This is a genomic window from Caballeronia sp. GAFFF2, assembly GCF_023631485.1.
Classification (GTDB): Bacteria; Pseudomonadota; Gammaproteobacteria; order Burkholderiales; family Burkholderiaceae; genus Caballeronia.
The window spans coordinates 106,343-131,003 of record NZ_JALQDA010000007.1; the positions used below are offsets into that span (position 1 = coordinate 106,343).

A 24,661-nucleotide genomic window follows, 5' to 3' on the forward strand; every position below is an offset into this window, starting at 1 on the left:
GCCTATTGACGGACGTGCACGGCAGCGCTAGTGCGAGAAAAGCTTACCGATAAGGCATGACCCGCTTGGCGAGGGCGAAAAAAAAGCGCCTCACGGGCGCTTTTAGAAAGGAAGGGAAGGGGAAAGGACTTACTTGAGACTGCCAGATAGAAACTGCTTGAGCCGCTCGCTCTTCGGGCTGCCGAACACGATATCCGGCTGGCCTTCCTCCTCGATGCGCCCTTGATGCAGAAACACCACGTGATTCGACACATTGCGCGCGAAAGCCATTTCGTGCGTTACGACGACCATCGTGCGGCCTTCCTCGGCAAGCGTCTGCATCACCTTCAACACTTCGCCTACGAGTTCCGGATCGAGCGCGGAAGTGGGTTCGTCGAAGAGCATGACATCGGGATGCATGGCAAGCGCCCGCGCAATCGCCACACGCTGCTGCTGGCCGCCCGACAAATGCGACGGATACTGCTTCTCCACGCGCGGCGCGAGGCCGACCTTCTCCAGATAAGTCCGCGCGCGATCCTCCGCTTCCTTCTTCGTGAGCCCGAGCACGTGCACCGGCGCTTCCATGACGTTCTCGAGCACGTTCATGTGCGACCACAGGTTGAAGTGCTGAAACACCATCGACAGCTTGGAGCGCATTTCGCGCAATTGATTCTGGTCGGCTACCTTCAGCGCGCCGTGCTTGTCCTTCAGCGTGCGCAGCTCGGCCCCATCGACGAAAATGCGCCCTTGGTTTGGCTGTTCAAGGAAGTTGATACAGCGCAGCATCGTGCTCTTGCCGGAACCCGACGAGCCGATGATGCTGATGACATCGCCCGCATTCGCCTTGAGGGAAACGCCTTTGAGCACTTCATTGCTGCCGTACTGCTTGTGGATGTCGTCGACGAAAAGCTTGTGCATCTTGGAATTCATGAACGGGTCCTTGCGGCTCAACAGCCCACTTATTTGCCTTGAGGCCGCAGGTACGCGAGCCAGCGATACTCGGCGCGGCGAAAGAGCCACACGAGCGCGAACGAAATGACGAGGTAGAGCAGGGCCGCAATGCCGAACGCCTCGAACGACTGATACGTCGCCGAGTTCACATCGCGGGCAATCTTGAGAATGTCCGGCACGGTCGCCGTGAACGCGACGGTGGTCGCGTGCAGCATGAGGATCACCTCGTTGCTGTAGTACGGCAGCGCGCGGCGCAGCGCCGAAGGCAGAATCACTCGCCGATACAGCGTGAACGACGACATGCCATACGCGCGCGCGGCCTCGATCTCACCGTAGGGCGTCGCCTTGATCGCGCCGGCGAAGATTTCCGTGGTGTACGCGCAGGTATTGAGCGTGAAGGCGAGCAGCGTGCAGTTCATGCCGCTCTTGAAAAAGTCGGCGAGCAGCATGTGATCGCGCACGACCTGCAGGCTGTATAAGCCCGTGTAGCAGAGCAGCAACTGCACATAGAGCGGCGTGCCGCGAAACACGTACGTATACAGCCACACCGAACGCGAGAGCAATTTGTTCTTCGAGACGCGCGCAACCGACAGCGGTATCGAAAGACAAAAGCCGAGGCCGATGGAGATGACCAGCAGCCACATCGTGATCGCGAGACCGGTGATGCGGTAGCCGTCTGTGAAGAGGTAGTTCTTCCAGTATTCCTGGATGATTTGGATCATGGATTCCGCCGTTCTTTTTTAACCGACAGGCTCTATCAGAGGTCAGCCTTGCGCACGCCGATGGAATACCGCCGTTCGAGCCAGATCAGCACGAAATTGGAGATCGTGGTGATGGCCAAGTAGATCGCGCCGGCGAGCAGCGTGAAGAAGAAGAAACGCATCGTGCCCTTGCCGGCGTCCTGCGAGGCCTTGACGACATCCGCGAGACCGATGATCGACACGAGCGCAGTCGCCTTGACCATCACCTGCCAGTTATTGCCGATGCCGGGCAGGGCGAAGCGCATCATCTGCGGAAACATGATGCGCGTGAACGTCTGCCAGGGCGTCATGCCGTAAGCCGCACCCGCTTCGAGCTGGCCGCGCGGCACCGAGAGAAACGCGCCGCGAAACGTCTCCGTGAAATACGCGCCGTAGATGAACCCGAGCACGAGAATGCCGGCCAGGAATGGATCGATATCGATTTGATCCCAGCCGAGGGCATCCGTCAGCAGATTCAGCCAGATCTGGATGCTGTAGAAGAGCAGCAGCATGAGCACGAGATCGGGCACGCCACGAATCAAGGTCGTGTAGACGGTGCCGACGCCCGAGGCGATTCGATTCTTCGACAGCTTCGCCGCCGCGCCGATCAGCCCGATCACGAAGGCGAACGCGAGCGACAACACCGCCAGCTTGACGGTCTGCCAGGTGCCCGCGAGGATCAGCGGACCGTAGCCTTGCAACATGGTGGTTCCTTGTAAAGGTGCCCGACGTGCCGGAAACTGCGAACGTGACGCGCGCCGCGCGCGGGGTTCGGGCTCCGGGAGATGACGCCTTTGGTGCGCGTATTCTAGGTGGCCAAAATTGGCGGTCGCCGTTGGCGGACGCCGAAAGACGCGCCTTCACGGGCTTTCCCGACCGGCTCTGGCCACAGGGCCGCCTGAAAAGCGCGGTATTTTACCCGAAGCCGGAAGATGCGCGGGTGAGAAGCGGAGGCATCCGATTACCCTCATGCGCGAGACGGTGTAGTGCCCGCGTGCCCGTTGTTTGACGGGGTGGACACCCTTACATTCTGTCCATCGCATTTCAACGTATTCAACGGGAGCACACATCATGTTCGAGATTCGCCGCAGCAGCGAACGCGGTCACGCCAACCACGGCTGGCTCGACTCGTACCACAGCTTCTCCTTCGCCGACTACCACGATCCAGAGCACGTCCACTTCGGCGCGTTGCGCGTGATCAACGAAGATCGCGTCGCGGGCGGACAGGGTTTCGGGACGCACGGGCATCGGGATATGGAGATCGTGAGCTACGTGCTGGAAGGCGCGCTGGCGCACCGCGACAGCATGGGCAACGGTTCGACCATCCGCCCGGGCGACGTGCAACGCATGAGTGCGGGAACGGGCGTGCGGCATAGCGAGTACAACGGTTCGCCCAGCGAGACGGCCCACTTTCTGCAAATCTGGATCATTCCGGATGCACAAGGCAACGCACCGGGCTACGAAGAAAAGCGTTTCGGCGATGAGGAAAAGCGCGGCCGTCTGCGTGTGATCGCCTCGCCGCAAGGCGATGAAGGCTCGGTGAAAATCGGCGCCGACGCGCGCATCTTCGCGGGCCTTTTCGACGGCGCCGAGCGCGCGGACTTCGATGTTCCCGCTGGCCGGCGCGTGTACGTGCACGTGGCGCGCGGCGCGGTTTTGGTGAACGGCGAAGCGCTGAAAGCCGGCGATGCCGCGAAGATCGAGGATGTGTCGAAAGTCACGGTCGAAGGCGGTGAAGGCGCGGAAGTGCTGTTGTTCGATCTGGCTTGAGGTCGACGAAGGGTGATCGGGCGCTGCGGATGCTTCGCGCGGACGTTGAGTGCCGGAGAGCCGTAGATTAGAAGATCCATGCAACGCAAAGCCGCGAAGCGCCCAAAGCGCTTCGCGGTTTTTTTTGACGCGCAACATCGCGTCTCAAGCTAAGAGCAGCATGATGCTACCAGCTCGCGCGAACGCAGAGCTTGAACATAAACGCCCGCCGTCCGTATCACGACGGCGGGCATCGCTCCACGAAACTCAGGGCTTCGTCGTACCCGAAGCGCCAGCCGGCGCGCCGGCGCCCGGGCCGCCGTGCTGACCATCACGCTTGCCCCAGCGTTCGTGCATCTTGTGCTCGTGCTCGCGCATCTTCGCAAAGTGCTTCTTAAGCGCCGTGCTCACAGTGGTCTTCTGCTGATCGTTCAGCGAGTTATAGAAGTTGAGCCATGCGGTCGTGGTGCCTTCGCGCAACTGCTGGTTCTGCTGCTCGATCTTCTGATGCGCCGCGTTCATGGCGTTCAGGTCGAGAATCGGCTGCTGCTCCAGCGACTTCATCTGCTCGTGCATCTGACGGTGGCTCTCGCGCATCGCCTGACGGTTCTGCTTCATGGTGTCCTGCGCGGTCTGCCAGAGCTTTTCCTGATCTGCGTTGAGCTTGAGCTGGCTATGAAGCTGCTCCATCTGCTTCTTCATGCGCTCTTCCATGCGATGACCGCCAGGGCCACCAGGACCGCCGGGGCCACCCATCATGGCGGGACCGCCGGGCGGCGGCGCGGAAGGCGCGTCGCTGGTGGCGGCATAAGCCGTGGCGCCGAATGTCAGTGCAATTGCAGTGGCGGCGGCAGTAAGAATGCGATATTGCTTGCCCATTGTGAGACTCCCTGATTGATTGTCGATGCCGAAACGTCGAAGCCGCTTGCGACGGTATTTCCGAGAAGGTCGTCCAGGCTTTTGCGCTTGTCGGTGAGACACAGCGTAGAGGCTTGCGCCGCGTGGCGTGTTACGACACGGTCGCTGCTTATTACGCAGGTTTACGCGATGCTTTCGCGGTAACACCCCGTAACCCTTTACGGCATCCTTGCGGGCAAACGGTTACGTCTCACGCGCTAAACTTCAGCCATGACTACGCAAATACTTGTCGTCGACGACGACGCCGAACTGCGCGACCTTCTGCGCGACTATCTGGTCCGGCAGGGCATCGAGGTTTCGGTGCTGCACGACGCCGGTTCGCTGGAACGCCGGCTGGAGCGCGAGCGCCCCGATCTGATCGTGCTCGACCTGATGATGCCGGGCGTCGACGGCCTGACCGCGCTCAGAAAGCTGCGCGCATCGGGCGACGATATCCCCGTCATCATGCTGACCGCGCGCGCGGACGACGTGGACCGCATCGTCGGTCTCGAACTCGGCGCGGACGATTACCTCGGCAAGCCGTTCAATCCGCGCGAATTGCTTGCCCGCGTGCAAGCCGTGCTGCGCCGCCGCCGCACCATTCCATCGGCCGCGCCGGAACAGCGCGAGCCGTATTCGTTCGGGCGCTTCAGGCTCGACTTCCAGTCGCGCACGCTGCAACAGGACGACAGGCCGATCACCTTATCCGGCAGCGAATTCGCGCTTCTGAAGATTTTCGTCAACAACCCTATGCGCACGCTGACGCGCGAGCGTCTGCTCGAACTGCTGCACGGGCCGGAATACGACGGCACCGACCGTGGTATCGACGTGCAGGTGTGGCGTCTGCGGCGCATTCTGGAAAGCGATCCATCCGCGCCGCGTTTCATTCAGACGGTGCGCGGGCGCGGCTACGTGTTCGTGCCGGACGGCGAGCAAAATGCGCCGGGCAATTGACACGCTGTTCGGGCGGCTGGTCGTCATCGTCATCGGCATGCTGGTGCTGTCACATGTCGCTTGGTTCGCCATCATCCGCTTCGAGCGCGACAACGTGCAGATGCGTTTTGCCGTCGAGGAAACCGCATTTCTCGTCGATGCCGTGCGTCAGCACATGGCCAACACACCCGATCAACCCTTGCCGCCGCGCGTGCGCATCTTTCCGCTCAACAGCCCGGAAGTGCCCCGAACGCCCGACGAAGACACGCCGCCGCCGCTCGCTCATTTCATCGAAGACCTGAAAGACCGTCTGCCGGATGGCACCGACGTTCGCCTGAACGAACCCGGCGCGCCGCCCAGCGTGTGGGTGCATGGCGCGAAGGACGCCGGCTGGATCGTCGTGCCGGTGCAGCCGTTGCGGCCGCCGCGCTCGCGCGACCGCATGCTGCTGTGGCTCGCGCTTATTTTCTCGACCGCCGTGCTCGCCGCGCTCTTCGGCGCATGGCAGTTGCAATATCCGTTGCGCTCGCTGGCGCAAGCGGTCGGGCGTTTCGGTCGCGGTCAGCCGACGCCGCCCGTTCCCGAACGCGGCCCGCGTGAGTTGCGGCAACTGACGCACGGCTTCAATCAGATGGTGCGTGAAGTCTCGCAAACCGAGAACGATCGCGCGGTGATGCTCGCAGGCGTCGCGCACGATCTGAAGACACCGCTCGCGCGTTTGCGTCTACGCGCCGAGATGATGGACGACGCCAAGGTGCGTGATGGCGTAGTGCGCGATGTCGATTCCATGGCGCATATCGTCGATCAGTTCCTGGTGTTCGCGCACGACCGGCCAGATGGCAGCGAGCCCGTTTCGGTCGATCAGCAGTGCGAGAAGATCGCGCGGACGTATCGCGCGGTGTCGCCGACCGCGGAAGCGGTTCGGCTCGACCTGGAAGCCGGGCCGAATTTCGTGCTGCCCGCGGCAACGCTCGACCGGCTCTTGTCGAATCTCCTCGATAACGCGCATGCCTACGGCGCGGCGCCCATCGTCATTGCGACCCGGCGCGCGGCAAAGGGCTGGGTGCTAACCGTCTCGGATCACGGCAAGGGCATCGCGCCGGACGATCTCATCAAGGCGAGCCGGCCGTTCGTGCGGCTCGATCCGGCGCGCGGCGGCAGCGGACATAGCGGCCTTGGACTGGCTATCGTCGAACGGCTCGCACGGCGCGCGGGTGGGGAATGCGAGGTCGGCAATCAGCCTGCGGGCGGGTTGCAGGTGGTCATGACGTTCCCGTTCGATGTCGCCACGCAGCCGATGAGCGAAAGGCGCGTGGGAGCGCAGCATGAGGAGCGTGCTTCTCTTTGAACCGCGCGCGTCGGCTTTCGTCGCGCTGAAAGCAAAACGCCTCCGCATCGGAACGGAGGCGTTTTGTTTTGCGTCATGGTCAATGGAACGATGTTTCAGTGTCGGGCGTGTTCGTGTGTAACTCGAAGGAGGCCACACGGTGCTAACGTCCAAAATCGCCTCCGAATCAAAGTCCGGAGGCGTCTTTACTAAACCCGCGTCAATGGAACGACGTTTCAAGGCGAGGCAGCATTAATCCAAGCCCCGCGTCAATCAAACAACGTTTCCAGCGCCGAGGCCGCTTCACTATCCACCGTGTTGTAAGTCACCGTCGAAGCCTCGAAGATGTAATGCGTGGTGTATTTGCCAAGCCGCGCGAGAATTTCCTCCTGAATGACTTCCGGCGCAAGCGCGATCTTCAGAAACCACGTGGTCGAAGAAAGGCGCGTCTGGAACGAGCCGTACTCGGCCAGCAATTGGTCGAACGTTTCAGCGTCCTGATCGCGGCACACGATGACCAGATTTCCCTTCATGCATTTCTCCCGTGACGGCGGCGTCATTCGATATCGAACGTCGATGATACCTGCCCGCCGTCGAGCGCGACGAGATGCCTTCCCAAGCCATGCCGCGCTTACTTGCCCATCAGCGAGTTCTCGGGATAGCGCGCGGGCGGCGGGGGATCGGCCGGGCGCACTTCGCTGCGGTCGCGACCACGCGATTTCGCCTCGTAGAGCGCGAGATCGGCGCGAGAGAGAATCCATTCGAGCGCATCGTCGGCAGCGAGTTCGGTAATCCCGATGCTTACCGACAACACCGCCTCGTCGGGAAGATGCGCGCAATGCTCGTGATGAAAGCGCTTGCGCAGCCGCTCCAGCACGGCCTGCGCGTCCGCCAGCGCGGTCTGCGGCAGCAGGATGCCGAATTCCTCGCCGCCGAGCCGGCCGACTGCATCGCTCGGACGCAACTGCGCGCGGCACACTTCGGCGAAGTGTTCGAGCGCGCGGTCGCCGGACGCGTGTCCGTAACGGTCGTTGATCTGCTTGAAGTGGTCGAGGTCCGCGATGGCAAGCGACAACGGCGTGCCGACCGAGCGCGCGAGTTCCACTTCGTGGCGCAGCGTGTCGAGAAAGTAGCGGCGCGAGAGGGCGCCGGTGAGCGCGTCGTGGCGCGCTTCGGCCGACAAGAGCGTATTGGCCGATTGCAACTGCTCGGCGAGATCGCGCGTCGCGCGATGCAGACGGCGCTCGCGTGAATACGAGATGGCGATCACGATAGCGAGTGTCACGACGCCGAGCATCGTCAGGAACACCAGCACGCGGTCGCGGCTGTGATTGCGGCTGATCTCAGGCCAGCTCGTGAGCGGATGGACGATGTGCGCCGACAGCCCCGAATTCAGCCCGGTGCGCTCGTCGTAAAGCGCGGGCACGCTGCTGCCGTTGGTCGCATAAAAGGTTTCCGCGAGCGTCGGCGCGAGCCAGTGCTCGGCCGCGCGCATCTGATCGCCGACATGCGCGACGCGCAACGGCGGAAAGTCCTCGCGCCGGTAATGTTCGAGCCGCTCGCGCGGCGTCATTTGGGCGACGGGCGCATCGGGCATGGCCTGATACTCGAGCGCGCCGTCGTGCGCCATCACCACGACGCCGTTTTCATCGGTGACGAAGGTGCCGGCCCGCGACACCCAATGCCGCAACCGGTCGATGCTCACCTTGGCGATCACCGCGCCCACGAGGATGCCGTCGTCGTAGATCGGCGCGGCGATGTAGATGCCCGGATCGCCCGAAAGCCGCCCGACGCCGTACATCTCGACGAAGCCGCCGAGCAGCGCCCGCGCGACATAGCCGCGCGCGCTCATTTTGTAGCCGATGAAACTGTTGTCGTCCGCCGAATTGCTCGATGCAATGCAGTAGCCCTGGTCGTTGATGAGCCAGATGGAATCGAGGCCGGAGAAGCCCTGCGCGTCATGGAGGAACCGGTTGACCTTCGCGAGATTGGGACGCGCGGTCCATTCGGCGCGCCGTTCGCTTTCCGAGCCCGCGGGGTTCGAGGCATAATCCCGCGATTGCGCGAGCGCATGCTGCATGAGTTCGACCTGTGCGAGCGTGGCGGGAATGGCGCGCGACATCGCGAGATCGCTTGCGATGACCTGCGCCATGTTGTCGACGATGGATGCCGCCATTTGTCGTTCGGTGCGCACCGTGCCCGTCATTTCCTGCTGTACCATTCGGTCCGACAGCAAGCCGGCCGCGATCCAGCACGCAAGGCCGAGCAGCGCGAATCCGAGGAGCGCGATCAGTCGGTGCAGGAGGGTCTTGTTCATCGCGTTCTCGGCTACGCTGGCTCACGCCGCGCGCGGATTCAAGCGAGAACAGCCGGGCAGACGGGCGTTCGGCTTCGGGGCGGCGTAGTGCATTGCATCGGCGCTCATTATTGTTAGTGATAGCCACGATTGGACGATGTTTTTCGCCGCCCAGCAAGCGCCTTGTCTCCACAGGCGGCGTCTACCCAACACAGGGTAAGCACGGGCGGTTCGGTTCTTGCGTTATGTGTTGCCTTCGTCGCTGCTCGTACGCACTCCCGGCGTGGTTTTGGTCGGCCTGCTCGTCGGCTTGGGGCAGAGGTTAAGTCAAAAGAAAGCCAGACCATTCAAAATGCGGATGCGACGGCGGCCAAGCCTTTATTTTGCCTCCGTGGCGCCGAAGAGCAAATAGAAACATCACACGAATGACGTGCCTGAGCGCCGAAAGATTGTGACTGTCACGAAACTTGGTGTAGTGTCGCTCGGTTCCGCACAGCCGGTACGCACTGGTTAAAGAGTGACGGCTGCCTGACGTTATCCATTTGCTGGTTTTCTGTGTCGTCTGTCAGCTTTTGGACGGGCAGATACGTTGAGCATGCGGGTAGCGCGACGGATTCCACGAGAGTCGACGATCAGGCAGTCATCGATCACGAAGGCGTCTTGCCCGCGCGACGGCTTGCCGTCATGAGCACTATCCCGCGCCTTGCGCGGTTGGAACAAAGCCTTACGGGGAGGGCGTTGCATGGAATTTGGTTTCAATCTGAACCGCACGGCGAACGCGTCGGTATGGCGGATCTTGCCCAATCGCTGGGACTTCGTCGCGTTCCCGATGATCATCTGCATCATCGCGCTTGCCGCTGTCGGTTTCCACGAGACGCTCGCGCCTATTTCCACCCTGCAGACGCAGGCGATCTCGCTCGACCCCGGCAATCTCCCCGAATACGCGCTGCGCACGACCTTGCGCATGCTGCTCGCCATGGTCGCCTCGCTCATCTTCACGCTGGTTTATGGCACGCTCGCGGCGAAGAGCCGGCGCGCGTCGGTCGTGCTGGTGCCGGTGCTCGACATCCTGCAATCGGTGCCGGTGCTCGGCTACATCTCGTTTACCGTCACGTTCTTTCTCGCGCTTTTTCCCGGGCGCGTGATCGGCGCGGAGTGTGCCGCGATTTTCGCCATCTTCACGAGCCAGGCGTGGAACATGACCTTCAGCTTCTACCAGTCGCTGCGCACGGTGCCGCGCGATCTGGATGAGGTCTCGCGCGGCTTTCACCTCACCAACTGGCAGCGCTTCTGGAAGCTCGAAGTGCCGTTCTCCATGCCCGGCCTCATCTGGAACATGATGATGTCGATGTCGGGCGGCTGGTTCTTCGTCGTCGCCTCCGAGGCCATCACGGTGGGCAACCGGAGCATCGTGCTGCCGGGCATCGGCGCGTATCTGGCCGCGGCGATCGGCGAGCGCAATCTCTCCGCGATCGGTTGGGTGATTCTGGCGATGACCGTCGTTATCCTTGCCTACGATCAACTGATGTTCCGTCCGCTTGTCGCGTGGGCAGACAAATTCCGCATGGAGAACACGAGCTCGGGCAACGCGCCGGAATCGTGGCTGCTCGATCTGATTCGCCGCACGCGGCTGATCCACCGGTTGCTGGTGCCGGCCGGATGGCTGTTCGCGAAGGCCGCGCGCTTCCCGATTCGTCTGCCGTCGCTGCAAGGCGTGAAGCTGCCGTTGCGCGCCACCGTGCCGTCCACGCGCACCGGCGATATCGCCTGGGGCGCGGCGGTGCTGCTCGTCACGGCGTTCGTCACGTGGAAGGTGGTCTCGTTCGTGTCGACGGGCGTCGGCTGGAGCGATGTCGGTCACGTGTTCGTGCTCGGCTTCATCACGCTGATTCGCGTGGTCGTGCTGATCGGCATTGCGTCGGTGGTGTGGGTGCCGGTCGGCGTGCTGATCGGGTTGCGCCCCGCGCTCGCCGAGAAGATGCAGCCCGTCGCGCAGTTTCTCGCGGCGTTTCCGGCGAACCTGCTGTTTCCGGTGTTCGTCGTCGCCATCGTGCGCTGGCATCTGAACCCGGATATCTGGCTTTCGCCGTTGATCGTGCTCGGAACGCAGTGGTATATCCTCTTCAACGTGATTGCCGGGGCATCGGCGTATCCGAACGATTACCGCGAGGCCGCGGCCAACTTTCAGATTCGCGGTTGGCAATGGTGGAAAAAGGCCATGCTGCCGGGCATCTTCCCGTACTACATCACCGGCGCGATCACGGCATCGGGCGGCGCGTGGAACGCGAGCATCGTCGCGGAGGCGGTGTCGTGGGGCAAGACGAGCGTCGTCGCGCACGGGCTCGGCGCGTATATCGCGCAGACCACTGCGGATGGCGACTATCCGAAGATCATCCTGGGCATTGCCGTGATGTCGCTTTTCGTCACGCTGTTCAACCGATTGTTGTGGCGCCCGCTGTACGCCTACGCCGAAGCAAGACTTCGACTGGATTGAGGACGAGTTCCGATGCAGAACACCAAGAACACGCAAAACCCCAACACGCCGGGCGCATCGCGCACGACGGGCACGCCGGCGCCCAGCGTGCCCGGCACGCCGCCGCGCCTGGGCGCGGAAATCCTGCGCGTGCAGAACGTGAGCCGCGGATTCAACAAGACCCAGGGCGAACTGCTCGTGCTCGACGACGCCAACCTCTCGCTGCGCGAAGGCGAGATCGTCGGTCTGCTCGGACGTTCGGGCTCGGGTAAATCGACGCTGTTGCGCATCATCGCCGGACTGATCGAGCCGACTGCCGGCGACGTCACTTATCTGAACGAGCCCTTGCGCGGACCGGCGAAGGGCGTCGCGATGGTGTTCCAGACGTTCGCGCTGTTCCCGTGGCTGACCGTCATGCAAAACGTGGAAGCGGGTCTGGAAGCGCAGGGCGTGGCGGCGCGCGAGCGACGTGAACGGGCGTTGGCGGCCATCGACCTGATCGGGCTGGACGGTTTCGAGAATGCCTATCCGCGCGAATTGTCGGGCGGCATGCGGCAGCGCGTGGGTTTTGCGCGCGCGCTCGTCGTCGATCCGACCTTGCTGCTCATGGACGAGCCATTTTCCGCGCTCGACGTGCTGACCGCCGAGAACTTGCGTACCGACTTGCTCGACTTGTGGACGCAAGGGCGCATGCCGATCAAGTCGGTGCTGATCGTCACGCACAACATCGAAGAAGCGGTGTTCATGTGCGACCGCATTCTGGTGCTGTCGTCGAATCCGGGCCGCGTGATGGCCGAGATCAAGGTGCCGTTCAAGCATCCGCGCAATCGCCTGGACCCGGCGTTCCGGCGTCTCGTCGACGACATTTATGCGAAGATGACCGCGCGGCAGCTGGATGAATCGAAGAAGAAGGGACTCGAGCTCGGAAGCTGGCTGCCGTCGGTGTCGACCAATCTGATGGCGGGTCTCATCGAAACGCTCGCGGCGGAGCCGTATCACGGTCGCGCGGACATGCCGGAAATCGCGCGCACGCTGCATCTGGAGGTCGATGAACTCTTTCCGGTGGCCGAAGTGCTGCAGCATCTCGGTTTCGCCGACGTGCGCGAAGGCGATATTTTCCTGACGCCGCAGGCGCGCGTGTTTGCCGAATTCGGCACGCAGGAGCGCAAGATGATGTTTGCCGAGCATCTGCTGCGGCACGTGCCGCTGGCGGCGCGGATCAAGAAGGTGTTGAACGAGCGGCCGGGGCATCGCGCGCCGCGCGTGCGCTTCGAGCAGGAACTGGAAGACTTCCTCTCCGACAAGGCCGCGCAGGAAACGCTGGATGCGGTCATCGACTGGGGTCGTTATGGCGAGATCTTCTCTTACAACGATCAAACGGAGATGCTGAGTCTGGAAGACGTGGAGGCTTGAGGCGGTGGTTTTTGCGGGAAAGGCGCGGTGACCGGTCAGGACGCCGCGTTTTTCTTTGGGGCTTTGATCATGACGTCGTGCTGGAGGCAAGTGAGAACGCTGAAGGTCGAGGCAAGGAGAAGCGAGTACTCGTCACGCCGTTTTCGAAAGTAGCAGGCGCACGGCAACGGTCAACGAACGGCGCGGCAGGCTCGCACTGCACTGGCCCGCCAACATCAAGCCATCGCCAGAATGGAAGCCAACAAAAAAGCGCGGACTCGCCGCGCTTCTTGTTCGAAGCCTCTAAGCAAAAAAGCGGTTCGGCTGTCTCCCGCCTACTGTAGATTTCCCCACCGCTCGACCGCCGGTTCCGCCGAAGCCCACTTCCATCCCTCGGTTTGCTGACACGCCGTCGCGATGAACCAGTCTTCATGCGAACTCGGATCGTCGCCATCCGCCACGGAGAACGCGAATTCCTTGCAGCTCGCAAGCGCGCTCTTGACCTCGCGCAGCACTCGCACCTGGCCGTGGCCATTTTCCACCGGCAAGGTGTGCTTGACCTTCCAGGGTCGCGTCTCGCCGATGTCCGACATGCCCGCCGTCACCGCAATGGCAACCTGTTGATCCTGATGCAGAGACTTCGTCACGCGCTTCACGACTTCGTCGGTCGCGGCCTGCACCGCAATGCCGACGCCCAGGCCGATAGCCGGATTGGTCGTCACCGCGCCCGTCGCCACGCCCGCGAGCGCACCGCTTGCCGCGCCAATCGACGCGCAGCCGCTCATCGCGACGCACGCCGCCGCGAAAGCCGCGATGCAGCCAAGGCGCAGCGCCATGGATACCGCCACGCGCTCCGTCATTGCAGCGAGCCCCAACGCGGCGTCGCCGGTTCGGCCGATGCCCACTTCCACCTGTCGCCGTCGCGGCACACGGATGCCACGTAGAACGCGCTGTCGGCGGCACGGTCTTTGGTCGCGTCGCGATCGACGGAAAAGACGATTTCCTTGCAGTCGAGCGTACCGCTGCTGATCTGGCGGCTCACTGTCACGCGGCCTTTCTCGTCGTCTTCGATAGGCACCGAATGCACCGAGATCCACGGCGCCACCGAGCCGACGTCGAGCGGGCCGGCGACCGACGCGATCTTGTCCTGCGTGTCCGTATGCACGATGCGCTGCGAGTACTGCACGCCCGCGCGCGCCGCCGCCACCGCGCCAAGACCGATACCCGTGGCGACCGCGGCGTTGCTCGTCACCTTGCCCGCGATAGCCGCGCCGGCGATACCGGCGCCAGCCGTCGCGCCTTCGCTATAGAGGGAATTGCAGCCGCTGAGACTCACGCAGGCGATAGCGCCCGACACGATCGCGGCAAGCGCGGCGGCGGGCGGCCCGCGCCATTCAACCCTGATCTGCATGTTGCTGGTTTCCTTCGTCTGCCCAGGCGCCGTGAGCCAGGCTGCGAATCTCCTTGAGGAATCGCCGCCAAAGCCCCGCCACGTAAGAATGCGCGACACGTGCATGTCGCGAGCTTCGCGCATTTTGAAGCATGCTTCTAATTACCGGTTCGAGAAAATTGCAAGAAATTGCAAGCAGCGGGAACGCGTTGCTCAACGCCCCATAAAAAAGGCGAGAACGCTTTCACGCACTCGCCTTTTGTTCGTCCGTGACCAACGGACGCTCAACTTTCGTTGCTGCCGCCGGAAGGGGCTTCGCCTGATTCGGTGTCCTCGTTTTCATAGGCGCCAAGGCGGTTGTAGAGCGTCTTGAGACTCACGCCCAGCGCTTTCGCGGCACGACGCTTGTCGCCGCCGCAATGCTTGAGCGTGCCGAGGATGATCTGCTTCTGCGCATCCGCGAGCGGCGTGCCGACCCAGACGTTCATCGCATCGCCCTGAGTGACGGGCTTCTTCACGCGCGATGCCAGATGCGGATGCGCGATCTCCACGGTCTTCTCCGCGAGAATGAACGCGCGATACACCGTGTTCTTGAGTTCGCGCACGTTGCCCGGCCACGAGTACGTGCGCAGCACGTCGAGCGCGCGCTTGCTGAAGGCCTTGTTTGTGCCCTCCTGCGCGTTCATTTCGGACAGAAAATGCTGGGCGAGCAGTTCGCGGTCCGAATCGCGTTCGCGCAAAGGCGGCGCGCGCAGCGGAAACACGGCGAGCCGGTACATCAAGTCCTCGCGCAAGCCGTTTTCCTTCACGGCGGCAATCGGATCGCGGTTGGTCGCGGCGATCACTCGAACGTCGGAGCTGATGAGATCGTTGCCGCCGACCCGAAAGAACGTGCCGGTTTCGAGCGCGCGCAAGAGCTTCACCTGCCGCACGGGCGACATCTCCGTCACTTCGTCGAGAAAAAGCGTGCCGCCATTCGCGTGTTCGAAGTAGCCGATACGTCCCGATACCGCGCCCGTGAAACTGCCTTTTTCGTGACCGAAGAGTTCCGCTTCGATGAGGTTGTCGGGAATCGCGCCGCAATTCACGGCAATGAACGGTGCGTCCTTGCGCGCGCTTTTATCGTGGATGGTGCGCGCGACGAGCTCCTTGCCGGTGCCCGACTCGCCGATGATGAGCGCGGTCGCATCGGTGCCGGCGACGCGTTCGATCTGCGTGTACAACTCCTGCATCACGGGTGATGAGCCGTACAGCAGTCCGTACGATCTCAAGCCCGGCACTTCCCCCGCATTGCGCTTTTTCTGCGCGGCTGTATCGCCGACGGCGATGGGCGGGTCCAGATCGGTTGTCGCCATGTGTGCTGATATGTCCTGAGTTCTGCCAATATGGTTGAGCGGATGGCGGCCAGGCATCGGTCAAGCGTGGTGGCGCATGTCGATGCGCGAGAGCGGCGCCAAGCATGCGAACCGGCCGCGTTAGCTGAGTTTCGGCTCGATGCCGCCAGTTTCGGGCGTTTCCTGGCAGCAACACGTCGCTTGGTTTGACGGCAAGCAAGCTCGCGATCCATTCGTACGATCGCTCGTCAGGCGGGTCGATGTTTTCCGTAGACGGACAAGTCCATCTCATAAACGCTATTTAACCATTCGCAACGACTTTGCGGCAACGTGCGGCGTTCGGCATCGCCCAATTTGTCTGATTGGCACATGTGCGTCGCGTGACTTCCGGCAAGGTTCTCGCTTCTCTCGGGGAATTTACACGTCCACAGCGTAATACTTACCCGGTTTCGTGATGGCTTGCGCGGACCACTTCGGGCAGAACATTTCCTGGACGTCGTCACAGATGGCTGGCATGAAAGCTGCAAGGACGGAGTCATCCTTATTCGAACAAGCTCGCAACAAGCGGTCGGTGTGCATCGCAACTGCGAGCGGACGGCAGCGAGAGAGGTAACACGCATCATGGACGATACGCTCGACTTCGACACCGCCACGCGCGACGGGAATATGGTCGGCAACTTCGGTGGCAACGCCAGCAAGCCCGTGCGGCCGACGCGCGGCGGACAGGAACTCGCGGTGCGCGAGCCGATCGACATTTACCATTGGGCTCTGGTCGCGCTGGTGACCGCGCTCATGTGTGCCGTGCTCGGTTACGCGGCGGGCACGCCTGCACTTTCGCGTGCGGCGAACGTCACGAGCGCCGTGTTCGGCGTGCTTGGCGTCGCGTTGATGGCCGGCGGCGTCCTGCGCAATCTGCGCATGCGTTTCACGATGCACGGTGTGGCCAAGGCGCTCGCGGGCGCTGAAACGCATTGAGATACGCAAAGCTTCAGACTTCACCCCCACATTTCTAAGGCAAGGACCTGATTTCATGACTGAGACGACTGTCCAGCTTGCGTTGGGCAAGCAGAAAATTATCGAAGACATCAAGGTGCTGCTCAACGACTCGGAAGAGTTGTTGCGGCTCTCGGCGTCGCTGCCGGGCGAGGGCGTCGATGCCTTGCGCACGCGCCTTCGCGATCACGTCGATTCGGCGCGCTCCGCGCTCGAAGACGCGCAAGCAAGCGCGCAGACGCGTTACAAGACCAGCGTCGAGTGCACCGAAAACTATGTGCGCGAAAATCCGTGGCAATCGCTGGGTATCGCGGCGGGCGCGGGCTTTCTCATCGGGCTTCTGGTTGTCCGCTGATCGAAGCGCGCTGGGTAGTCAAGAGCGCGCATCGGCGAAATCAAGGCACAAACAGCGATTTAGATAACCAAGGGAGAAAACGAGATGGCACGTCCTTCAATCGGAATTTTCGGGGCGCTGTTCGCGGTGGGCAGCGTGCTTGCATGGAAATGGGCGCAATCGCGCGATGCCGCCACACGTCGCACGGCCCGCGATCTGCACCGTTGGGAAGACGAGGGCGGCAAGGTGCTGACGCCGTCGAGTCGCTTGCCCGCGCCGCATGAGGTGAATGGTCACGGCGTAGGCGGCACGGCAGACGCCTGGAATTTCCCGCGAAGCTGACGCGCAGTAGTTCACGACCGTCGTTCAATTGCGAGCGACGGAGTGCTGCCGGAAGGCGTTTTCATCACCGCCGCGTTTGAACGAACTCCACGCACGCCCGACCGGCGTGCGTTTTTATGTCGATAAACCTTTATAATCAACGAATATCCGCCATAAGTTGCCTAAATGGAAAAACTTACGGCTGAGAGACCCAAGCGTACAGCGCATCGGAAATTATTCTATTTCTCGCGCTTTTTGCGTCATGCACTTCAAGCTCGAGCCACAACGGGCGCATGACCGAAAGCCGCACCGGCCCGGGCAGTCCACCGTGTGATCGCCCGGAGAAGACCACGCCGCACTTGGCGTGTGACCCTGAAAACGCTTTGGAAATATCGAGACGCAATGCCACATGTATTGATTGTCGATGACGATCCCAGTACCCGCGAGGCGCTAGCCGCGATCATCGGCGAAGACGGACTGACGACAGCCACGGCAGGCGACTTGCGCGAGGCGCGCATCCAGCTCGTGCGGCAGACGCCGGACGTCGTGTTTACCGACCTCAAGCTGCCCGACGGCACCGGCGTCGATCTGTTCGAGGATCTGGACCCGCGCTCGGGCGTCGAGTTCATCGTCATTACCGGCCATGCGACCGTCGAGTCCGCGGTCAGCGCACTCAAGATGGGTGCGGCGGATTATCTGGTCAAACCCATCAACATGCAGCGCGTGAAGGCGATCCTTTCGCGCCTGCCGCGCGCCGGCGACCTGAAAGCGGAAATCGGCACCTTGCGTGGCGAGTTGCGCCGCATGGGCCGCTTCGGGCTGATGCTCGGCAATTCGCCGGCCATGCAAACGGTCTACGATCAGATCGGCCGCGTGGCACCGACGGCAGCGTCCGTGCTGTTGATCGGCGAGTCCGGCACCGGCAAGGAAGTCGCCGCGCAGACGCTGCACGAGCTGAGCCTGCGACGCAAGCACGCGTTCATCGCGGTGAATTGCGGCGCCATTTCGCCGAACCTGATCGAATCCGAAATGTTCGGCCATGAACGCGGCTCGTTCACAGGCGCGGACCGGCAGCACAAGGGTTATTTCGAGCGCGCGAACGGCGGCACGCTGTTCCTCGACGAAATCACCGAGATGCCTATCGAGCTTCAAGTGAAGCTGTTGCGCGTGCTCGAAACCGGCATGTTCATGCGCGTCGGGACCACGAAGGAACTCGAAACAGACGTGCGCCTGATTGCTGCGACCAATCGCGATCCCGAGCAGGCTGTGCTCGAAGGCAAACTGCGGCTCGACCTGTATCACCGCCTGAACGTGTTTCCGATCAACCTGCCGCCGCTGCGCGAACGCGGCACGGACGTCGAATTGCTCGGGCAGGCGTTCCTCGACGAACTCAACTCGCGTTACAACACGAAGAAGGTGTTTCCCGCCGCCGTGCGTGAAATGCTCGCGTCCTACAACTGGCCCGGCAACGTGCGCGAGTTGAAGAACTACGTGCAGCGCGCGTACATCATGTCGGGTACGGATTCGGATAGCACGGCCACCGTGCCGCTGCAGATTTCACTGTCGCGTCCTTCTGCGGGCACGGCGGTGACGATTCCCTTCGGCACGTCGCTCGCGCAGGCTGATCGGCAGCTCATTCTCGCTACGCTCGAACAATGCGGCGGCGTGAAGACGCGGGCGGCGGAAATTCTCGGCATCAGCCTGAAGACGCTGTATAACCGGCTCGTCGAATACGGCGAGGATGCTGCTGGCAAGGCAGCCGTCGGAGAAGGCGGAGACCTTTCTGACGCGGATAGCGAAAATACCTGAACGTCGTTTATCTTTAGACAAAACATTGCCCGCTGCTCGCAAAGCGCGGGCTTTTTTATTTGTCGCATGCGGATTCAGCGCCGATAATGAAGCGGAGTCCTGGCGTGAGGTAGGCGTAATTTGGAAGAAACAAGGGCATAGGCCTTGCTGACTTCTGACTGCCATCCACGCGCGGGAAACCGCAGGAAAAAGGAGCGTGGATGCGGCGATTACGATCACAAGACCGCAAGGAGCCTGACATGCCCGATTTCGCATCCGATAGCGCTCGAATCAGCGCGCAGACGCCCCAGCCGCCGGACCCGCCCGTGACGCCGCCCGATCAGCCGCCGCCCACGCCGATCCCGCCCGACACGAATCCCGATCCGACTCGCGAGCCGCCCGAACAACCGATGCAGCCCATTGGCGACCCGCCGCCCGGACCGAACGAAGCGCCGCACGTGCAATAAGGGAATTGGCGGACTTTCGACCATTCACTGAATCTGTGCAGACTTTGAATAAGTTTCCATCTCGAAGGTAGGGATTACAACGTAGCCAGCAACAATGACCGGCGCTGCAATCAGTGTCCGGTCGATTTTCAAACAAAGATGCATTGCGACAAGATCGGTCCGACGCCGCCGACGTCATTTTCGACGGCCTTCTTCTCTGGAGGCATTGATGAGGCATCCCGCACTCCGACGCTCCGCGCGTCACTCTTCCAAGCGCGAAGCACGCGCCGAGGCGGCTAAAACCGCTGGTGGCGAAGCCGCGCCGGCACCGCCGATCGAACACGATCCCGCCAGCCAGAACCGCCCCGCACCTGACGCTCCGCCCGACGGCGAGCACAATCAGGGCGGCGTGCGCCGCGAGGGAATCGATTATCAGCGCGACCTGGGTTCGGAGCAGGATTCCTGATTTCACCGCCTTTGTTTCCTTCGACGAAAGAGCAAAAACTTCTACGCGGCGGCGGCTTACCGCGTGTCCGATTTCGTTCGTAACACTTGGATACGAATTTTCATCCTGCCCGTGTCTTAAAAAGGCACGGCTCTTGCATATCTTCAGCCGCCAATTCGAGCAAGCAACGACAACTGAGAGGTGATGCTGTAATGAGCAGATTGATCGTGGTTTCGAATCGCGTCGCGCCGATCCAGGAAGGCAAGCCCAGCGCGGGCGGCCTTGCCATCGGCGTTCTGGATGCGCTCAAGGAGACGGGCGGCGTATGGTTCGGTTGGAGCGGCGAGATCGTCGGTGAAGCGGCTGACCCTGTCATCGAGAAAAACGGCAATGTGACGTATGCCACCGTCGGCCTGACGCGCCGCGATTACGACCAGTATTACCGTGGTTTTTCGAACGCCACGCTGTGGCCGACTTTCCACTATCGCAACGACCTGTCGCGTTTCGATCGCGAGGAATACGCGGGCTATATGCGCGTGAACGCGGGACTCGCCGCGAAGCTCAAGACGCTCATCAAGCCGGATGACATCATCTGGGTACACGACTATCACTTGCTGCCGTTCGCGCAGGAGTGCCGCAAGATCGGCATCCAGAATCCGATTGGCTTCTTTCTGCACATTCCGTTTCCGGTGCCGGAAGTAATGCGGACCGTGCCACCGCACGAGGAACTGATTGCCGGCATGTGTCAGTACGACGTCGTGGGCTTTCAGACCGATGCCGACAAGCAGTCCTTCACCGATTACGTCGAACGTAGCGGGCGTGGTCATCTGAGCGAAGACGGCATGTTGCAGGCGTTCGGCCGCATGCTGAAAGTGGGCGCGTATCCGATCGGCATCTATCCGGACGCCATCGCCAAGGCAGCGGATCAGTTCTCCAACCGCAAGCAGGTCAAGAGCCTGCGCGACAGCATGCGTGGCCGCAAGCTCATCATGAGCGTCGATCGGCTGGATTATTCGAAGGGCCTCGTCGAGCGCTTCCAGGCTTTCGAGCGCCTTTTGCTCAACGCGCCGGGCTGGCATGGCCGCGTTTCGCTCGTGCAGATCGCGCCGCCGACACGCTCGGACGTGCAGACATATCAGCGCATTCGCCAGAACCTGGAAGGCGAAGCGGGGCGTATCAATGGCCGTTTTGCGCAACTCGACTGGACGCCGATTCAATATCTCAACCGCAAATACGAACGCAATCTGCTGATGGCGCTTTTCAGGCTTTCGCAGGTTGGATATGTCACGCCGCTGCGTGACGGAATGAATCTCGTGGCGAAGGAATATGTCGCGTCGCAAGACCCGGCCGATCCGGGCGCGCTCGTGCTGTCTCAATTCGCCGGCGCGGCGGATCAACTGCCGGGCGCGCTCGTCGTCAATCCGTTCGATCTGTCGCAGATGTCCGAGGCGCTCGAACGTGCGTTGTCGATGCCGCTCGCCGAACGCCAGGCGCGTCACGCCGACATGATGGCGCCGCTGCGCGAGAACAATCTGTCCGTGTGGCGCGATTCGTTCCTGTCGGATCTGCGCAGCGTCGCAACCGCGACTTCCGTCACCGAGCAGACCGTCAAGACGGTGCGCCAGGGCGCGAGTACATCGACGCAGGCAAGACGGCCCTCCGCCAAGGCTTGAACGTGTAACCAGAAGACCCCGCGCCTCGACAAGGCGCGGGGTTTTTATTTGTGCGCGCCATTGGACGCCAAGAGGCTTTCGCGGAACGCTCCTTGCGCTTCAACCTTCGACACGAAACGAAGGAGGTCACGATGAGCGGAAGCACTCTGAATCCCAATGAAGAAGGCGAGATCGAAGTCGGTAAGGGGCACGGCACAGGCGCATTAGGTCCGAGCGATTCCTCGGATAGCGGTTCCGACGTGCAGGGCGAAATGCGTCATCCGGGCGACATCGAAGACGAACTCGATGCCCACGCGCTCGGCCAGTCCAAAGCCGAACTCGCGAGCGATACCGACCGCTACGGCACGGGCGAGGCAGCATCCGCCGATGGCGACCACAATCTCGAACCGGACGCGGACATTCTGCCGGACGACATCGAGGACGAAACGCGCGGCCTGCTCGACGAAGACGCCGACCCCGCGGACGACGAAGACAAGGTCTGAGCACGCATTTAACGATCGATACGGCGTGCCGCGATGCACTTGCGGCGCGCCGTTTTTACGCACGTCTTTCGAAGCGGCGTTAACATCGGCGATTGATAACCGCCAAGCTCACGCCGATGACCCGAGAAGTTCCGACCTCTTCCACGCCTGTCGCTGTCGGCCGCACGTCGCGTTTCGGCTGGGTTGTGTGGTTCGTCGATCCCGTCAGGCAATGGATTCAGGACCATTGCCTGATGTTCTCCGCATCGATTTCGTTTTTCGCGGCGTTCTCGCTGGCGCCGACGCTCGTCATCGTCATCGCGGTCGCGAGCGTTTTCTTCGGCGCGGATGCCGTGCAAGGCAGACTCTTCGATGAAATCAGCGGCGTGGTCGGCCCCGATGCGGCGCACGCGCTCGAAGCCATCGTCGCCAACGCGTGGCACGCCGATATCGCGCGCAGCACGGCGCTGCTTTCGGCGGGCGGCGTGCTGATCGGCGCGTCGGCGACGTTTTCATCGCTGCATAGCGCGCTGAACGTGATCTGGCCCACGCCTATTGTGAGCGCGAAGGAAAGCATCGTCTCGCTGCTGCGCGTTCGGCTGATGTCCTTCGGCCTGGTCGTCGGCTCCGGCTTGCTGGTGGTTGCGTTGCTCGTGCTCGATGCGCTCGTCGAAGTGCTCGGCCATTGGGCTTTCGGCGACGGCAATCCGTTCATCATTCTGTCGAGCGTCACGCAGCGCGCGATTTCACTCGGCATGCTCACGCTCGCGTTCACGCTTCTGCTCAAGTTCTTGCCGACCACGCGCATGATGTGGCGCGACGCCGCGTTAGGCGCAACCGCGGCGGCCATGTTGTTCGAGGCGGGCAAGCGACTGTTTGCGTTTTATCTCGCGCATGCGGGCACGGCGAACATGTTCGGCGCGGCGGGGTCGCTCGCGATCATCCTCATGTGGCTCTACTACTCGGCGGCGGTGTTTCTGCTCGGCGCGGAGCTGGCGGCAACGGCGGCACGCAGGCGCACGCATCGGGAAGCAGGCTGGCGTTAGCGCGTCGACTAAACGCGGCGATTCGGCCGCGCATAAAAAAACCGCCCGTTGAAAGGGCGGCTGCGTGCTGAGGCTACGAGGCGACTCTCTTGACCGGGTCGTCGCCCAATGCGTCAGCGCGTGAAATCTGCGTGCGTTCAGGCTTGGCGGCGCAACTCGGCGGGCGGCACCTTCATCAGATGACGATATTTCGCCACCGTGCGGCGCGCGACGATCACGCCCTGATCCGCGAGCATCTTGGCAAGGCTCACGTCCGATAGCGGGTCGCGCGAGTTTTCCTTCGAGATCATTTCCTTGAGCAGCGCGCGTACGGCGGCAGCCGAGCACGTACCGCCGCTTTCCGTGCTGAGTTCGCGCGGGAAGAAGTGTTTGAATTCGAAGATGCCGCGCGGCGTCGACATGTACTTGTTGCCCGTGGCGCGCGAGATGGTCGATTCGTGCAGGCCGAGTTCGTCGGCGACATCGCGCAGGACGAGCGGCTTGAGCGCGATTTCGCCGTAATCGAAGAACGCCTTCTGATGCGAGACGATACATTCGGCCACGCGTTGAATCGTAGTGAAGCGCTGCTGCGCGTTGCGGATCAGCCAGCGCGCTTCCTGCAACTGTTGCGCGAGCGGCGAACGGCTTGCGCCAGCGGACTGCGCGAACAATTCCGCGTACATGCGGTGGATGCGTGCGCGCGGCAGCACGGCCGGATTGATCGTGACGACCCAACTCTTCTTGACCTGACGCACGATGACGTCCGGCACCACGTAGTTGTCTTCGCTCGCGCCGTAGTTCTCGCCGGGCTTCGGGTCGAGACGACGCACCAGCGCACACGCTATACGCAGTTCTTCCGCGCTGCAGCCGATCTTCTTTTGCAGTTCGGCCTGCTCGCGGCGTGCAAGCCGTTCCAGATGATGTCCCACGATCTCGCGTGCGACGGCGCGGCCCGGCGTGCCTTCGGGCATCGCATCGAGCTGCAGGGTCAGGCATTCCGAGAGATTGCGCGCACCGACGCCCGGCTTGTCGAGCGACTGCACGAGCTTGAGTGCGATAGTGAGTTCGTCTTCGGTCAGCGCCGGTTCGATATCGACCACATCGGCGAGTTCGCTCAGTTCCTGACGCAGATAGCCGTCGTCATCCAATGCTTCAATGATGAGCTGGGCAATCGCGCGGTCGCGCTGGCTGAGTTGATAGAGGCGCAGCGTATCGTGCAAGGTCTCATGCAGCGACGGCTCGATGCGTACCCAGTCGGCGGGATCGGAACCTTCGCCGTCGCCGCTGTTGCGCGTCGAACTGCGGCCGAACGGATCGGACGAGTAGTCGCTCATGGAGTCGTCGCGCGAATTGTTGTCGCCGCCGGAGTCGCTGTCCATGCTGCTTTCTGAGGCCATCGGCGCTTCGGTCGCATTGTCGGACGAATTCGAGAGCGGCGAGTCGCTCATCGAATTGCCGTTGTCGGCGGAAAGGGCGTTGTCTTCGGTTTGCGACTCGTCGTATTCGAGAAACGGATTCGTGTCCAGCGCGTTACGCAACTCCTGTTGGAACTCCAGCGACGACAACTGCAGCAGGCGTACCGACTGCTGAAGGCGCGGGGTGAGTGCGAGGCTTTGCTTGGTGCGAAGTTCGAGTGTAGGCGGCATTGCTTGCTAATCCTCGTTATTCTGGACTGAGAGGTGTTCGTGACGAGGACTTAAGCAATGGTTATGCC

24 protein-coding genes are annotated in these 24,661 nt (G+C 62.2%); 14 read left to right on the plus strand and 10 right to left on the minus strand.

Going from position 1 to position 24,661, the window contains the following annotated elements:
* Positions 1–129: 129 nt before the first annotated feature.
* The 3 genes from NCT04_RS04555 to NCT04_RS04565 are packed head-to-tail and all read right to left on the minus strand — an operon-like array spanning position 130 to position 2,374.
* Positions 130–909 (minus strand): ABC transporter ATP-binding protein, encoded by a 780-nt coding sequence (locus NCT04_RS04555; RefSeq protein ID WP_284503036.1) that lies wholly within the window; start codon positions 907–909, stop codon positions 130–132.
* A 29-nt stretch (positions 910–938) separates the two neighbouring features.
* Positions 939–1,652, minus strand: a complete 714-nt coding sequence (locus NCT04_RS04560; protein ID WP_244827436.1) for an ABC transporter permease — start codon at positions 1,650–1,652, stop codon at positions 939–941.
* Positions 1,653–1,687: 35 nt separating this feature from the next.
* Positions 1,688–2,374 carry an ABC transporter permease gene (locus NCT04_RS04565; protein WP_244827437.1) on the minus strand — a complete coding sequence of 229 codons (687 nt, stop codon included), beginning with the start codon at positions 2,372–2,374 and terminating at the stop codon, positions 1,688–1,690.
* A gap of 367 nt (positions 2,375–2,741) precedes the next feature.
* On the opposite strand from NCT04_RS04565, the gene NCT04_RS04570 reads away from it, so the two are divergent.
* Positions 2,742–3,440, plus strand: a complete 699-nt coding sequence (locus tag NCT04_RS04570; protein ID WP_250463968.1) for a pirin family protein — start codon at positions 2,742–2,744, stop codon at positions 3,438–3,440.
* 246 nt (positions 3,441–3,686) lie between these two features.
* Here NCT04_RS04570 and NCT04_RS04575 read toward each other — a convergent pair whose 3' ends face one another.
* Complete coding sequence (locus NCT04_RS04575) at positions 3,687–4,298, minus strand: Spy/CpxP family protein refolding chaperone (protein WP_250463970.1); 612 nt, start codon at positions 4,296–4,298, stop codon at positions 3,687–3,689.
* Between the two features lie 249 nt (positions 4,299–4,547).
* Here NCT04_RS04575 and NCT04_RS04580 point away from each other — a divergent pair, with 249 nt between their 5' ends.
* Together NCT04_RS04580 and NCT04_RS04585 are read left to right on the plus strand one after the other, a co-directional pair.
* Positions 4,548–5,270 carry a response regulator gene (locus NCT04_RS04580; protein ID WP_244827440.1) on the plus strand — a complete coding sequence of 241 codons (723 nt, stop codon included), beginning with the start codon at positions 4,548–4,550 and terminating at the stop codon, positions 5,268–5,270.
* Positions 5,254–6,597, plus strand: coding sequence for an ATP-binding protein (locus NCT04_RS04585; RefSeq protein WP_250463973.1), 1,344 nt, complete (start codon positions 5,254–5,256; stop codon positions 6,595–6,597). Before NCT04_RS04580 ends, NCT04_RS04585 begins: the two co-directional genes overlap by 17 nt.
* 248 nt (positions 6,598–6,845) lie before the next feature.
* Here NCT04_RS04585 and NCT04_RS04590 read toward each other — a convergent pair whose 3' ends face one another.
* Both NCT04_RS04590 and NCT04_RS04595 read right to left on the minus strand, forming a co-directional pair.
* On the minus strand, positions 6,846–7,109 hold the full coding sequence (locus NCT04_RS04590) for a double-stranded DNA-specific endonuclease (protein WP_244827442.1): 264 nt from the start codon (positions 7,107–7,109) through the stop codon (positions 6,846–6,848).
* A gap of 98 nt (positions 7,110–7,207) precedes the next feature.
* Entirely contained in the window at positions 7,208–8,893 is a 1,686-nt protein-coding gene (locus NCT04_RS04595; protein ID WP_244827443.1) for a sensor domain-containing diguanylate cyclase, read from the minus strand.
* A 721-nt stretch (positions 8,894–9,614) separates the two neighbouring features.
* On the opposite strand from NCT04_RS04595, the gene NCT04_RS04600 reads away from it, so the two are divergent.
* Together NCT04_RS04600 and NCT04_RS04605 are read left to right on the plus strand one after the other, a co-directional pair.
* Positions 9,615–11,366, plus strand: a complete 1,752-nt coding sequence (locus tag NCT04_RS04600; protein WP_244827444.1) for an ABC transporter permease — start codon at positions 9,615–9,617, stop codon at positions 11,364–11,366.
* Between the two features lie 12 nt (positions 11,367–11,378).
* A complete protein-coding gene (locus NCT04_RS04605; RefSeq protein ID WP_244827445.1) occupies positions 11,379–12,758 on the plus strand; it encodes an ABC transporter ATP-binding protein in 1,380 nt (459 codons plus the stop codon).
* 314 nt (positions 12,759–13,072) lie between these two features.
* Here the strand turns inward: NCT04_RS04605 and NCT04_RS04610 are convergent, their stop codons facing one another.
* The 3 genes from NCT04_RS04610 to NCT04_RS04620 all read right to left on the minus strand — a co-directional run bounded on the left by NCT04_RS04610 (position 13,073) and on the right by NCT04_RS04620 (position 15,482).
* Complete coding sequence (locus NCT04_RS04610; RefSeq protein ID WP_250463975.1) at positions 13,073–13,597, minus strand: hypothetical protein; 525 nt, start codon at positions 13,595–13,597, stop codon at positions 13,073–13,075.
* Positions 13,594–14,148 carry a hypothetical protein gene (locus NCT04_RS04615; protein WP_250463977.1) on the minus strand — a complete coding sequence of 185 codons (555 nt, stop codon included), beginning with the start codon at positions 14,146–14,148 and terminating at the stop codon, positions 13,594–13,596. The genes NCT04_RS04610 and NCT04_RS04615 overlap by 4 nt, the downstream gene beginning before the upstream one ends.
* Positions 14,149–14,411: 263 nt before the next feature.
* Positions 14,412–15,482, minus strand: coding sequence for a sigma-54 interaction domain-containing protein (locus NCT04_RS04620; protein ID WP_250463979.1), 1,071 nt, complete (start codon positions 15,480–15,482; stop codon positions 14,412–14,414).
* A 600-nt stretch (positions 15,483–16,082) separates the two neighbouring features.
* Here NCT04_RS04620 and NCT04_RS04625 point away from each other — a divergent pair.
* The 9 genes from NCT04_RS04625 (at position 16,083) to NCT04_RS04665 (ending at position 22,968) form a co-directional block, all read left to right on the plus strand.
* On the plus strand, positions 16,083–16,436 hold the full coding sequence (locus NCT04_RS04625) for a hypothetical protein (RefSeq protein ID WP_250463982.1): 354 nt from the start codon (positions 16,083–16,085) through the stop codon (positions 16,434–16,436).
* A gap of 55 nt (positions 16,437–16,491) precedes the next feature.
* Positions 16,492–16,809, plus strand: coding sequence for an ElaB/YgaM/YqjD family protein (locus tag NCT04_RS04630; protein WP_250463984.1), 318 nt, complete (start codon positions 16,492–16,494; stop codon positions 16,807–16,809).
* 84 nt (positions 16,810–16,893) lie between these two features.
* A complete protein-coding gene (locus NCT04_RS04635) occupies positions 16,894–17,130 on the plus strand; it encodes a hypothetical protein (protein WP_244827451.1) in 237 nt (78 codons plus the stop codon).
* A gap of 381 nt (positions 17,131–17,511) precedes the next feature.
* Complete coding sequence (locus tag NCT04_RS04640) at positions 17,512–18,918, plus strand: sigma-54-dependent transcriptional regulator (RefSeq protein WP_244827452.1); 1,407 nt, start codon at positions 17,512–17,514, stop codon at positions 18,916–18,918.
* A gap of 239 nt (positions 18,919–19,157) precedes the next feature.
* Complete coding sequence (locus tag NCT04_RS04645; RefSeq protein WP_244827453.1) at positions 19,158–19,364, plus strand: hypothetical protein; 207 nt, start codon at positions 19,158–19,160, stop codon at positions 19,362–19,364.
* A gap of 208 nt (positions 19,365–19,572) precedes the next feature.
* Positions 19,573–19,809 (plus strand): hypothetical protein, encoded by a 237-nt coding sequence (locus NCT04_RS04650; RefSeq protein ID WP_244827455.1) that lies wholly within the window; start codon positions 19,573–19,575, stop codon positions 19,807–19,809.
* A gap of 191 nt (positions 19,810–20,000) precedes the next feature.
* Positions 20,001–21,461 (plus strand): alpha,alpha-trehalose-phosphate synthase (UDP-forming), encoded by a 1,461-nt coding sequence (gene otsA / locus NCT04_RS04655; RefSeq protein WP_244827456.1) that lies wholly within the window; start codon positions 20,001–20,003, stop codon positions 21,459–21,461.
* A 131-nt stretch (positions 21,462–21,592) separates the two neighbouring features.
* Entirely contained in the window at positions 21,593–21,943 is a 351-nt protein-coding gene (locus tag NCT04_RS04660; RefSeq protein ID WP_244827457.1) for a chemotaxis protein, read from the plus strand.
* Between the two features lie 116 nt (positions 21,944–22,059).
* Positions 22,060–22,968, plus strand: coding sequence for a YihY/virulence factor BrkB family protein (locus NCT04_RS04665; RefSeq protein WP_250463986.1), 909 nt, complete (start codon positions 22,060–22,062; stop codon positions 22,966–22,968).
* Between the two features lie 137 nt (positions 22,969–23,105).
* Here NCT04_RS04665 and NCT04_RS04670 read toward each other — a convergent pair whose 3' ends face one another.
* Positions 23,106–24,593, minus strand: coding sequence for an RNA polymerase factor sigma-54 (locus NCT04_RS04670; RefSeq protein ID WP_244827459.1), 1,488 nt, complete (start codon positions 24,591–24,593; stop codon positions 23,106–23,108).
* Between the last annotated feature and the right edge of the window lie 68 nt (positions 24,594–24,661).